This is a genomic window from Candidatus Kryptobacter tengchongensis, from assembly GCF_001458555.1.
GTDB classification, from domain to species: domain Bacteria; phylum Bacteroidota; class Ignavibacteria; order Kryptoniales; family Kryptoniaceae; genus Kryptonium; species Kryptonium tengchongense.
Genome location: NZ_CZVH01000053.1, coordinates 1 through 12547 on the forward strand (window position 1 = coordinate 1; position 12547 = coordinate 12547).

Here is a 12547-nt window from a genome sequence, read left to right on the forward strand (position 1 = left end):
TGTTTAACATCACCAGAAATATACTCAACAAACAATGCAAAAATTGGTTGAACAATCATAACCGTAATTTGGGCTAAAAATATCAAAACAAGTCCAGTTCTTATTTTTCTGTCTACAAAAGCAAAATGATAATTTTCAATAAGAGTTTTCAACTCACTGTTTTTATTTTCAAAATTGTTTCTTTTTGTTTCCACAACCCCAAAAATCAAAAGAAAACCAGCAAGAAAACAAATTAATCCTGTTAATTGAAAAATATGCCTATACCCAATCAAATCAGCAAGAACTCCACCAAATAAGGGTCCGAATAACTGACCGCTTGATGTTGCGGTTTGCAAAACCCCAATAGCGTAACTTTTCCTTTCATAGGGTGTCTCCGCAGAAACAAAAGCAAGTGCAGATGGAATAAACCCACTTATGGCGCCTTGAATAACCCTGAAAATAAAAAGTTGATAAACATTTTGAGATAAACTCGTCAAAACCTGCGCTATACCAAGCCCGAAAATTGCCCTGATCATTATTAATTTCCTCCCGAATCTATCCCCAAGTGTCCCCCAAAAAGGGGTTGTAAAAAAAGAAACTATAAAAGGACCCGAAAAAACAATCCCACTCCACCTTGCAATGTCTGCCTCATCTCTTACACCAAGCTCTCTTATAAAGAACGGCAGAAACGGGACAATCATGCTCATCCCCATCATCGTGATAAACTGGGCAATCCAAACAATGTAAAGATTTTTTCGCCAAGTCTCCATCTATCTTAAAAAAATGTCTTCTACTTCAGATACTATAACCAAGCCCAAAAACAACATGCCACATTTTGATAAAAGTTTCAGCTGTGCCTCCGAAAATTCCAGCGTTTAAAATTTCTCCACTTGTATATTTCAATTCAATAAAACCGCTTACCTTATTATAGAACTTCAAACTAAAACCACTTGAAAATTGAACAACGAAGCCGTTCACTTCATATCTTTCAAAAGGAAGGGAATCCACTGTTGTCTCAAAGTGCACAATTGAAGGTCCCACACCAAATTTCAAAAAAGCTAAAGTCACAGGGTTAAAATTTATCTTATATCCAAAATTTAAAATTACATAGTTTAAACCATGGGAGATTGAAAAATTTTGAACTATAGCGCCAAATCTCATAAGCGTATCAATCGGCGAATCCCTGTAAATTCCAAATACCTGGACGAATTGTGAAGGATTTGAATAAACTTTTGAATGTATGAATTCAGCCTCTGCGAAGACCTTTGGGTTGATGAATTTCAAATCATAGGAAAGCTTTAAACCATAATAAAGCGGGAACTCAAAGGCTTTATCTGTTAATTCAATGTTTTCAAATCGCAAAAATGTTTTGTTTATGTCTTGAGATATTTTCAAATAAGTATTTTGAGGAATGTTTTTGCCAAGGTAAAAAGAAAGGGTAAAATTTTGTGAGAAACAACTCACAAGAAAAAGAAATGTTAAAAGCAGAACGACTTTTGCTTTTTTCATTTATTTTTGATTTAAATTTTATTAAAAATGGGAGCGGGGAAAAAACCCCGCTCACTTTAACTTATGGATAAAGCCCACGAAGTTTTACTGCTTCAGCAACCCTTCCAATCCCAAGCATATAAGCTGCCATTCTCATTGAGACATTTCTCTTAAGATGGATATTTAAAACCTCATCAAAAGCACGTTTCATTATCTTTTCAAGCATAGCATAAATTTGCTCTTCATCCCAGAACAAATGTTGTTCATCCTGCACCCATTCAAAATATGAAACCGTAACCCCACCAGCGTTGCAGAGTATATCAGGAATTACAAACACACCTTTATCTTCAAGAATTGCGTCAGCTTCAGGCGTGGTTGGTCCATTAGCTGCTTCAGCGATAATTTTTGCATTGATCTTTCCAGCATTTCCTTCGTGGATGGCGTTCTCAAGTGCTGCTGGGACAAGAATATCACACTTTAACGCAAGAAGTTCATCAGCACTTATTGGTTCGGAATTTGGGAATCCAATTACTGAGCCTGTTTTATTTTTATGTTCAATTAGTTTCATCACATCAAGACCTTTTTCATTATAGACTCCACCCCTTGAATCATTTACAGCTATGACTTTTGCTCCTGCTTTTTCAAATAACATTGCTGCAACAGAACCAGCATTCCCAAATCCTTGCACCACAACTGTTGCACCATCAAGTTTCATCCCGAGATGTTCAACTGCCTTTTGAGTTGTATAGAACACTCCACGACCAGTCGCTTGATCACGACCAAGGGAACCACCAAGTTGAACTGGTTTCCCTGTAACAACCCCTGGAACAGCATAACCTTTCATCATGCTATAGGTATCCATTATCCATGCCATCACCTGCGGATTTGTATAAACATCTGGAGCTGGTATATCTTTTTCAGGACCTATTAAAGGCAAGATTTCAGCGGTATATCTTCTTGTCAATCTCTCAAGTTCTCCAAGTGACATTTCTTTCGGGTTGCAAACCACACCACCTTTCCCACCACCGAATGGGATGTTAACAATTGCGCATTTCCATGTCATCCAGAAAGCAAGTGCTTTAACTTCATCAAGTGTAACATTTGGGTGATATCTTATACCACCCTTTGCTGGACCGCGAGCGGTACTGTATTGAACACGATAACCTTCAAAATGTTGAACCCTACCGTTATCCATACGAACCGGAAAATTAACAATCAAAATTCTCTCTGGATACTTAATATGTTCACGAATGTCCCACTCAAGATTTAAAAGGTCAGCTGCCTTGTCAAATGTTTCAAGGGCCATGTCATAAATTGACCTTGCCCCGTTTTTAAGTGCTTTTTCTTTTTCAGTTATCATAGTTTTTGCTCCATTTTATTTTTAAATAAAAAATCCCGAACTAAATGTTCGGGACTTATCTTACCTGACTTCCGCTTTCAATCTCACCAAGTGTGGTAATTATTGTTAATTTTTCATCCTTGACAGCTGCAAGGAGCATTCCTTGAGATTCAATACCCATCAACTTTGCTGGTTTAAGATTTGCAACAATCACAACTTTTTTCCCAATTAGATCCTCAGGCTTGTAATGCTTGCCTATCCCAGCAACAATTTGCCTTTGCTCAGTTCCTATCTTTACTTTCAACTTCAAAAGCTTCTCGGAATTTTTTACTCTTTCACATTCAACAACTTCAGCAACACGAAGATCAATCTTTTCAAAATCTTCAATCGTTATTTGAGGTTTAAATTCAATTTTCTCTTCAACGATTTCCCCGGAGGCTATCTTCAATTTCTTTATTTCTTCCTCAACTTCGGCATCTTCAATTTTTCGGAATAAAATTTTGGGTTCACCAAGTTGATGACCTGCTTCAAGCATAAGGTTATAGGCGCTATCCCAGCCTGCTTTCACAATATCATCTTTTAGATTCAGCATCTCCCATATCTTCCTTGCGGAAAAAGGCAAAACGGGTTCAAATAAAATCGCAAGAGCTCTAACCGTTTGAAGGCAAAGATTTATTGAAGTTGAGGCTCGCCTTGGGTTTTCCTTTATCATTTTCCATGGCTCTGTGTCATTAAAATATTTATTTGCAAATCTTGCAAGGTTCATCGTCTCAAAGACCCCATCTCTTATCCTGAAATTTTCATAATTTTCCGCTATTTTATCTGCATATTCCTTCAACTTTGATATTAACTCTCTATCAATATCTTCAAGTTCAAATCTCTCTGGAACTTTGTTTTCAAAATTCTTTTTAACAAATGTTAAAGTCCTGTTAACAAAATTACCAAGTATATCAGCAAGTTCGTTGTTATTTCTTGCTTGAAATTCCTTCCATGAAAAATCAGTATCTTTGGTCTCTGGCAAGATACTCGCAAGGGCATAACGCAAAGGGTCTGGTTCAAACTTTTCAAGATATTCATTTAACCACACAGCGTAATTTCTACTTGTTGAAAGTTTTTTCCCCTCAAGATTTAAAAATTCATTTGCTGGAACATTATCAGGCAGAATATAAATTTCATCACTCCTTCCATCGTTCCACGCCATCAACATTGCTGGAAAAACTATGCAATGGAAAACGATGTTATCTTTTCCGATGAAATGAATTAATCTTGTGTCTTGACTTTGCCAGTATTCACGCCATTTCTCAGGTTGCCCGATCTTTTGAGCCCATTCCTTAGTTGAAGAGATATATCCAAGCAAAGCATCAAACCACACATAAATCACTTTTCCTTCTACACCTTGAATGGGAACTTTAACCCCCCAATGTAAATCCCTTGTCACAGCTCTATCTTGCAAACCTTCCTTAAACCACGAATAAACATACTGCTTCACATTTTCCTTCCAATCCGTTTTTGTGCTCATCCAATCTTCAATCCGTTTTTGGAAATCCCCCAAAGGTAAATACCAGTGAGAGGTATCTTTGATTACTGGCGTTGTCCCACAGATTTTGCATTTCGGTTCAATTAGATCGGTTTGTTCAAGCCAGCTTCCACATTTCTCACATTGATCTCCCCTTGCCCCTGGCGAACCACACACAGGACAAATACCCTCAACATATCTATCAGCAAGAAACATTTTATCTTTTTCACAATAAAGTTGCTTCGTTGTTTTCTCTTTGAGTACCCCCTTTTTATAAAGCTCAAGGAAAAATTCCTGGGCAGTTTGATGATGAATTGGAAGAGAAGTCCTGGAATAATTATCAAAACTCATCCCAAACTTTTCAAAACTTTCCTTGTTCATATAATGATATTTATCAACAACCTGTTGGGGGCTGATTCCCTCTTTCTCAGCCGTGATTGTTATCGGAACCCCATGCTCATCTGAACCACAGATATAAATGACATCTCTCCCTTTCAATCTTTGATAGCGAACATAAATATCCGCAGGGAGATAAGCACCGGCAAGATGCCCGAGATGAATAGGTCCGTTTGCATATGGAAGTGCAGCTGTTACGAGGATTCTCTTAAAATTTTTGCTCAAGGTAAATTCGTTTTTTGTTGGCGAACTTCGTTAAGAATTTAATAAAACAAAAACTTTAAAACAATCTTATTTAGCCAAGCCCGTTTGAAAAGAGTTCTTTGCTTTTTTCAAATACTTCGCTTGGGATAAATTTCTTTATCTCATCAAGCGTATACCTCTCCCAAAGATCACTCCCATAATGCACATAAACATAGTTTTTGAAGATATCAAACTTTTCAATTTTACCAATGCCTTTTTCAGTTTGTATCTCGTAATCAATTGGCGGGAAATTTTTCAACGCTTCAAGATATGTCTGCATTTCAAACAAAAGACAGCATTTCAACCTTCCACATTGTCCCGATAACTTTATCGGATTTAAAGGAAGATTTTGAAACTTCGCATGAACAAGAGTAACTTTGTTGAATTTTTCAAGCCATGTGTTACAACACAAAGTTCTCCCACAGCTTCCAATCCCGCCTATTTTTCTTGCTTCATCTCTGACGCCAATTTGCCAAAGTTCAATCCTTGTTTTGAAAATTTTAGCCAGATCACGAACGAAAGCCCTAAAATCAACCCTCCCATTTGCTGTAAAATAAAATGTAAGGCGATTTCTATCAAATTGATATTCAACATCAATTAACTTCATTTCAAGATTGAAAAGTTTTACCCTTTCCTTGAAAATATAGTATGCCTTAACTTCGTCTTCTCTGTTTTTCATCAATTTTTTCAAATCTTCTTCATTTGCAACTCGTATAACTTTTCTCATCACCTGTCCAACTACGCCTAAAAAGTTTCGCTTTTGGTGAACTTTTTCCCCTGCTAAATGAACACGACCAAGGTCAACGCCACGAATTGCCTCAACGAGGACATAATCTCCTGGTTTAAGTTCAAGATTTTGATCATTTATAAAAAAGTCACGGCGCATGCTTTTAAATTCAACTTCAACAAGGTTCAGTGTGTGCTCAATTTTTGCAAGCTCTGGATCAAAAGGTTTTTTAAAGCAAGATTCACAGGGAAGTTTAGCTTCTTCAATTTCAGAAGATTCAGCTTCAATCCCCGCAATAAATGTTTTATCCAGTTGCTCCCAACCACTTCCAAATGATTCCCAGCTTTCATCAAGCCAGAATGGTGAATCTATTTGCCTATTCATTGAAGTATGCCAATTTGTTTTGTTTTTTGATAAGCTTTGTTCATTAATTCAGAAAGCTCAATTGAAAGATTTATCAAGATCAAATTCAACTGAACATTTTTATCAACCTGTGAAATTGCTTTTTCAACAAGTGAAATCGCTCTTTGGTATTCAAACTCACCATAATTTGCAACAAATTTCCTTAATCTTTCAATCATATCAACATTTATAATCTTATCCTCCATCCCAATTTTAAGCATCATCGCATCCCTGAACCAGGTAAGAATTATATTGAGAAAATTTTCAATCTCGCCCCTTTCATAATCGGTGACAATTTTTTCAATTTCAATCAGCAACTTAACAATCCTCCCAGACGCAATCGTTGCAAGAAAATCAACAGGTTTTATTCTTTTATCTTTGATCGTTACATCAAGGAGTTCAATTGCTTTACCAAAGCTTCCATTTGCAAGTCGTGCTATGAGACGCGCCCTCGCTTCGCTCAATTCATATCTTTCAACAAGCGCTTTGGCTATTTCATCATCGGAGAGATAGGAAAATCTAACAAGTTGACATCTTGACAAGATCGTTGGGAGAAGTTTATCTTTATTTGCCGTGGTTAAAATTATCACTGTCCTTGGTGTTGGTTCTTCAAGCGTTTTAAGGAAAGCGTTCGCCGCTTGTTCGGTCATCGCATCAGCTTCGGAAACAATTATCACACGCCACCCTGGAATAAATGTGCTATGCGAAACTTCCATCTTAATTTCCCTAATGCTATTAATCTTTATGCTGTTGGCTCGTGGGATGTTAATCTTGTGATAGGGATTTTGGGATTTAAGCCTTACTTGCTCCTGTATGATTTTTATTTCAGCCTCATCAAGTTTTTCAAGTGGTGAATCCTCTTTCGTTTCATTTTTCCCAAGGGGTAATTTAAAAATCAACTTCACATTTGGATGTGAAAACTCCGAAATCCCCTTGCAAGTTTTACATTCATCGCACGCTTCCGCCTTTTTTCGCTCGCAATTTAATGCTTTGGCAAATTCAATCGCCATCGCATCTTTCCCAACCCCCTCAGGTCCATAAAATAAATATGCATGTGCTACTCTCCCATTTAAAATCGCATTGATTAAAATCTGTTTTACTCTATCTTGACCAATTACATTTGACCAAGCCATCAGGTTTTTAAATTTTTTCTTAGAAAGTTTGACCTACTCCAAAGTGAAACACCATGTCTTTTAAAATCTGTTTGCCCGTTTTTTTGAAGATAACCTTGGTATTTGAACCTGGATCATAAACTTTAAAACCGAAGTCAAGCCGAAAACCTCCAAAGAATGCAATATATCTTAACCCAAATCCACCAGCCACAGCAAATTGATTCAATTTAACATATCTAATATCATCCCACAAATTTCCAAAATCAACAAAGAACACACCGCCGAAATTTTTCCAAAAAATTATTCTATTCTCAAAATTCATTTCTATGAGTGCATTCCCACCAAGAGATGGGTCAGGGACATTCCCGAGTTCTCTTACTCTCCATCCACGCACGCTTGCGCTTCCACCAGCGAAAAATCTTCTGTTTATCGGTATAGGTTGCAACTCAAACTTCCTTGCTGACTTAATAAAAAATTCATTTGATATACCTAATTTAAATTTAAACGCAAAAACTGAATTATTCAAGTTGAAAAATCGTCTATAAAGCCACCCAAATTTATAATATTGCGAGAAAGGTAAAACTTTTATCCCCATCTGACCAAGCAAATATGGAACTATCCCGCCCTCTTCAATTGAAATAGTATGTGAATACCCAGATCGTGGATAAATTAAATCATCGGTTTTATCAATTTGCATTGTGAAACTTAAAATAGAGTTTAACTGCTTCTGATAAAGCTTAGCAAGGGTTATGTCAATTGACTTCTGAAACCTTATGTCTACGCTTTCAATATCCCAATCTAAAAATCCAGAATAAATTCCATTTGGTCTGTAAACGAATCTGAGTCTATTTCGCGTGATGTTTAAAAGATAACTTTTCTGTTTGTCAATCATCAAAGATAAACTAATCTCCCCAGGAATTTTGCGCCCAAGAAGATAGGGCTGATTCAACTTTAAGTTCATCTCAATTAAACCTGCGCTCGTCGTATCTGTAAGCGTTGGCAATTTTTTAAAGTTTAAACTTTGAATCTGAAATCTTATACTTGATGAAAGATTTCTTCCTCCCCCAAGAAAATTTCTATTTTGATAATCAAGCGAGATACCAACATTAAAAGCATTTCTTTCATCACTGAAGTAAATAGATGGAGCAATGTCCTGCTTATTTCTTGGGACAACCGAAACTCCGATATCCGCAAAATTTATCGTGTCCTTTTCTTCAACCTGCCAAATGTTAATTTTAACTCCCTCAAATAAACCAGTTTCAAATAAATTCGTCTCACTTTTTAAAATCAAACTTCGGTTGTAAAATTCCCCACTTTTAAATTCAATCTCACGCCTTATCAAATCATCAGATATTTTCATTTTACTTGCCTCTTCAAAAAAAATCTTTATCCCCCTTATCAAAAATCTTCCATCCGCATTGAAGGGGACAAAAACAGAAACAAGTTTTTTTGTTGAATCAACCAAAATACGAATCCTTGACCTATCAACATAAGCATTTGGATAACCATTATCGTAAAGTATATTCAAAATTCTCTGAACCTCTGCTTCAACATCCATTCTTCTGTATCTATTTCCAGATTTGAGAAACGAAAAGTCAAAAATAATTTTTTTTAAAGAGTCGGGAAGTTCATCAAATCCGATGAAGTCAATTTTATCATTAACATAAGGTTGTCCCTCATTGATCAAAAATGTTAAGTTTGCCGTTTCTTTTTCATAATCATACTCAATCAAGGTGTCAATTTTAACATCAAAAAAACCGTTGTCAAAATAGTAATTTTGCAAGTTTGTTATATCGTTTATGACTTTGACCCTTTCAAGGTATTGCGGTTTATCCCCGAGCCGATTGTTTATCTTGTAAAGTATTTGCCAAAATTTGGATGGGCTCTCCTTTGAAACGAGAACTGAATATAACTCTTTTTCAGATAAAGTTCTATTCCCTTTAAATCTAATCTTTTTTAATTCAAAATTTTGCTCCTGTGCCCCGAGAACCGTAATCAAGATACTTAAAAGAACAAAAATTAACTTTCTCATCTTTACCTAAATTAATTAAAAGATGAAAAACCCGCCCCAAGATATAAGTGTCGGGACGGGTGAAAGAGTTAATATTCATCTTCCTCACCGTAGAGATAGTCGTCCTCATCTTCAGGTGAATAATCAGGCCAAATATCTTCAATTCCGTTATATTCTTCATCTGAATCTTCAAGTTCCTCAAGGTTTTGGATTACTTCAGGTGGAGCTCCAATTCTCTTGGCATATTCAATTATCTCCTGCTTTGTTGCAGGCCATGGCGCACCTTCAAGATAGCGAATTAATTCAGGCGTCCACAACATATTCCTATCAACCTCCATTAGTTTTGTTATTTTGCTCCTGAACAAGTTTTTTATACTCCGCTGGATCAACCTCTTCAAAGAAATAATTTAATGGATTCTGTGGAATTCCATCCTTCCAAACCTCATAATGCAAATGTGGAGCCGTTACAAGCCCTGTAGCACCGCTTAAAGCTATCCTATCCCCACGCTTCACTTTTTGCCCCTCTCTAACGAAAGCCTTTGAAAGATGTGCATAAATAGTTACATAACCGAATCCGTGGTCAATCTCAACGAGCAACCCATATCTTCCCCTATATCCAACATAGCTTACAACGCCATCTCCAGTTGCATAAACAGGTGTCCCTACATCAACGACAAGATCAACCCCTTCATGCATTGCCCACACACCAAGGATTGGATGCTTTCTGTAACCAAATTTTGAAGTTAATCCCCCTTTTAAAGGTAAAATTGCTGGAATATGCCTGAATTTTTCCTGATTAATTTTATATTGTCTGTAAATTTCCTCATAACTTTTCTGTTGCAATCTAACTTCCCTCTCAAGTTTACTAAGTTTTGCAAATGATTCAGCAAGCAACTTTTCCGCTTCTTCATCCGAAAGATTGAACTCATACTTTTCTTCAACGCTACCAACGCCGACTTTCTTTATGTCTTCATCAATTGGTTTTAAATCCACCGCAAGGCGCAATTCCCTATCTTGCTCAAGCAACTTCGCAACCATGCTTTCAATTTGCTGAAACTTTTCCCTTAAAACCTTTAATTGTTCTTTTAGAAGATTATTCTCACGCTGTAACTTCTCAGCCCTCGCCTTCCCAAAACCAAGAATATCACCTGTAAAATAATTTAAAACAAAAAGGAAACCTAAACTGAAAATGACAATAAGAAAGATCATCAATAAAAATTTTAATTGAATGTTTCTTACCTCATTAAAACTCAAATTCTCCGTATCAATGTAAAAAACCTTCCTTCCCATAGGTTCTCCTGTTTATTTTAGGTTTCTGATTGAAGATAATGAATTTTAATCAATTTGTCAAGAGCCTTGGAAAGCCTTGATTCGTTATCTCACCCCGAAAAACAATCTTTTCTTATTTTTTGATTTTATAAAGCATCTTGATTAAATTTTTACAAAATAAAAATGAACTGCTTTATGTTAAAACTTAACACCAAAGTTAAAATTCTGTTAACCCTTGTTTTTTTATTCAATGCGTGTAGCGTTCAAAAGATGGCTATAAGATATGCATCGGATATATTTGATGCCGGTGTAAAGGCGATATTTAGCGAAACTGATTATGTGATGGCAAGCTCAAGCATACCCGCAAACCTTAAATTACTTGAAGCCCTTTATAACGCTGATTCACTCAACGAAAAAATTGTTACCCTGCTTGTCCAGGGTTACACAGGATATGCGCTGGGATTTGTTGAAGATGAAGACCCACAAAGGGCAAAATTTCTTTATAAAAGAGCTTTTGATTACGGGATAAATTTTCTAAAAACTAAAAATAAAAAATTTTCAAAAACTCTTGATAGCGAATTTGAAAAATTTGAAAATCTCTTAAAAAGCTCATTCACAAAAAAAGATGTGCCAATTTTATTTTGGACTGCAATGGCATGGGGAAGCTATGTTAATCTATCCAGAGATGACCCAGATGCAATTGCCCAAATTCCCAAAATTGAAGCAATGGTTAAACGCTCAATCCAACTTGATGAAAATTACTTCTATGGTTCTGGGAACATGTTCCTTGGCGTTTTATTATCTGCAAGACCCAAAATGTTTGGTGGTGATCCTGAAAAAGGGAAAGAGTATTTTGAAAGATGTATAAAAATTTCAGAAGGCAAATATCTTCTCCCCTATGTTTTTTTATGCAAGATACTACGCTGTTCAAATACAGGACAAGGAACTTTTTGAAAAACTTTTAAACCATGTAATTGAATCACCACCGCATCTTTTAAAAGATGCAGAGCTTTTAAACATCATTGCGAAAAAGAAAGCAGAAAAATTTAAAGGGATGATTGATGAACTATTTTAAACAAAAGAGGTAAAAATATGCGAAAACTCCTGCTTTTCTTTTTTCTTTTGAACTTTGCCATAGCGCAAGAATACTTAATAAAAGTTGCAACAATCGCACCTGAAGGAAGCACTTGGATAAATGTCCTGCGTGAATACGACGCTCAAATAAGAAAAGAAAGCAACGGAAGGCTTGGGTTCAAAATTTATGCCGGTGGCGTAGCTGGCGATGAAATTGATGTGTTAAAGAAGATCCGCATAGGACAATATCATGCCGGTGGATTCACAGGAGTTGGAATTGGAGAAATAGCTCCAAATCTTCGTGTTCTTGACTCACCGTTCTTATTTAAAAGCTATGACGAGGTTGATTATATCTATCAAAAATTTAACGACGAATTTGAAAAAGAAATTGAAAAGGGTGGTTTCGTTTTACTTGGGTGGGCGGAAGTTGGTTTTGTTTATACCTTCACAAAAACTCCAATCTACGGGATTGAAGATTTGAGGAAAATTAAAATGTGGGCTTGGCAAGGAGACCCAATCGCAGAGGTTGCATATAAAGTTATTGGAATTACACCAGTCCAGTTATCCGTTACAGAAGTTTTAACATCCCTGCAAACTGGCTTGATAGATGGGGTTTATGCTTCCCCACTTGCGATCTTGGCAACTCAATGGTTTACAAAAATTAAATATATGCACAATGTCCCTCTTACCGATGCTTCGGGAGCACTCCTAATATCAAAAAAATATTTTGATTCACTTCCGAAAGAACTCCAAGAAATACTTTTGCGAAATGGGAAAAAATATATGAGAAAACTTGTTGAGTTAAGCAGACAAGAAAATCAAAAGGCAGTTGAGACATTGAAGAAAAACGGCATAATAATCACAGAGCCACCATCAAAGAAACTCCTTGAGGAATACGATGAGATAGGCAAAAAAGCAAGAAAAATGCTTGTTGGAAAACTTTTCACCGAGGAGTGGCTCAATAAAATTGAAAAAGCCCTTGAAGAATACC

12 protein-coding genes are annotated in these 12547 nt (G+C 36.3%); 3 read left to right on the forward strand and 9 right to left on the reverse strand.

Annotation, left to right across the window (positions count from 1 at the left end; all coding sequences use genetic code 11):
- The 9 genes from AT685_RS04810 to AT685_RS04850 form a co-directional block, all read right to left on the reverse strand.
- A partial coding sequence (locus AT685_RS04810; RefSeq protein ID WP_143713129.1) for an MFS transporter occupies nt 1–749 on the reverse strand: 749 nt, incomplete at its 3' end.
- A gap of 25 nt (nt 750–774) precedes the next feature.
- A complete protein-coding gene (locus AT685_RS04815; protein ID WP_072151767.1) occupies nt 775–1488 on the reverse strand; it encodes an outer membrane beta-barrel protein in 714 nt (237 codons plus the stop codon).
- A gap of 61 nt (nt 1489–1549) precedes the next feature.
- Nucleotides 1550–2827 (reverse strand): Glu/Leu/Phe/Val family dehydrogenase, encoded by a 1278-nt coding sequence (locus tag AT685_RS04820; RefSeq protein ID WP_072150353.1) that lies wholly within the window; start codon nt 2825–2827, stop codon nt 1550–1552.
- A 55-nt stretch (nt 2828–2882) separates the two neighbouring features.
- Nucleotides 2883–4943: a methionine--tRNA ligase gene (metG, locus tag AT685_RS04825; protein WP_072151768.1), complete on the reverse strand. Its 2061-nt coding sequence runs from the start codon at nt 4941–4943 to the stop codon at nt 2883–2885.
- A gap of 70 nt (nt 4944–5013) precedes the next feature.
- Entirely contained in the window at nt 5014–6072 is a 1059-nt protein-coding gene (locus AT685_RS04830) for a PSP1 domain-containing protein (RefSeq protein ID WP_081040592.1), read from the reverse strand.
- Nucleotides 6069–7223, reverse strand: a complete 1155-nt coding sequence (gene holB, locus AT685_RS04835) for a DNA polymerase III subunit delta' (protein WP_072150355.1) — start codon at nt 7221–7223, stop codon at nt 6069–6071. The genes AT685_RS04830 and holB overlap by 4 nt, the downstream gene beginning before the upstream one ends.
- A gap of 19 nt (nt 7224–7242) precedes the next feature.
- Entirely contained in the window at nt 7243–9234 is a 1992-nt protein-coding gene (locus tag AT685_RS04840) for a BamA/OMP85 family outer membrane protein (RefSeq protein ID WP_072151769.1), read from the reverse strand.
- Nucleotides 9235–9302: 68 nt separating this feature from the next.
- Entirely contained in the window at nt 9303–9533 is a 231-nt protein-coding gene (locus tag AT685_RS04845; RefSeq protein WP_072151772.1) for a DUF2795 domain-containing protein, read from the reverse strand.
- Between the two features lie 7 nt (nt 9534–9540).
- Nucleotides 9541–10503 carry a M23 family metallopeptidase gene (locus tag AT685_RS04850; RefSeq protein ID WP_072150357.1) on the reverse strand — a complete coding sequence of 321 codons (963 nt, stop codon included), beginning with the start codon at nt 10501–10503 and terminating at the stop codon, nt 9541–9543.
- A 174-nt stretch (nt 10504–10677) separates the two neighbouring features.
- Between AT685_RS04850 and AT685_RS04855 the strand changes: the two genes are divergently transcribed.
- The 3 genes from AT685_RS04855 to AT685_RS04865 all read left to right on the forward strand — a co-directional run.
- On the forward strand, nt 10678–11436 hold the full coding sequence (locus AT685_RS04855) for a TRAP transporter TatT component family protein (protein WP_072151770.1): 759 nt from the start codon (nt 10678–10680) through the stop codon (nt 11434–11436).
- Nucleotides 11381–11557, forward strand: coding sequence for a TRAP transporter TatT component family protein (locus AT685_RS08670; protein ID WP_081040594.1), 177 nt, complete (start codon nt 11381–11383; stop codon nt 11555–11557). The genes AT685_RS04855 and AT685_RS08670 overlap by 56 nt, the downstream gene beginning before the upstream one ends.
- Before the next feature lie 17 nt (nt 11558–11574).
- The coding region (locus AT685_RS04865) for a TRAP transporter substrate-binding protein (RefSeq protein WP_072151771.1) at nt 11575–12547 on the forward strand (973 nt) is incomplete at its 3' end.

Excerpts from the sequence above, each read along its gene's own strand:
- AT685_RS04850 (WP_072150357.1), bottom strand. The coding sequence starts at position 10,503 with ATGGGAAGGAAGGTTTTTTACATTGATACGGAGAATTTGAGTTTTAAT.
- AT685_RS08670 (WP_081040594.1), top strand. The coding sequence starts at position 11,381 with ATGTTTTTTTATGCAAGATACTACGCTGTTCAAATACAGGACAAGGAA.
- AT685_RS04855 (WP_072151770.1), top strand. The coding sequence starts at position 10,678 with ATGTTAAAACTTAACACCAAAGTTAAAATTCTGTTAACCCTTGTTTTT.
- AT685_RS04845 (WP_072151772.1), bottom strand. The coding sequence starts at position 9,533 with ATGTTGTGGACGCCTGAATTAATTCGCTATCTTGAAGGTGCGCCATGG.
- AT685_RS04815 (WP_072151767.1), bottom strand. The coding sequence starts at position 1,488 with ATGAAAAAAGCAAAAGTCGTTCTGCTTTTAACATTTCTTTTTCTTGTG.
- holB (WP_072150355.1), bottom strand. The coding sequence starts at position 7,223 with ATGGCTTGGTCAAATGTAATTGGTCAAGATAGAGTAAAACAGATTTTA.
- AT685_RS04840 (WP_072151769.1), bottom strand. The coding sequence starts at position 9,234 with ATGAGAAAGTTAATTTTTGTTCTTTTAAGTATCTTGATTACGGTTCTC.
- AT685_RS04830 (WP_081040592.1), bottom strand. The coding sequence starts at position 6,072 with ATGAATAGGCAAATAGATTCACCATTCTGGCTTGATGAAAGCTGGGAA.
- AT685_RS04820 (WP_072150353.1), bottom strand. The coding sequence starts at position 2,827 with ATGATAACTGAAAAAGAAAAAGCACTTAAAAACGGGGCAAGGTCAATT.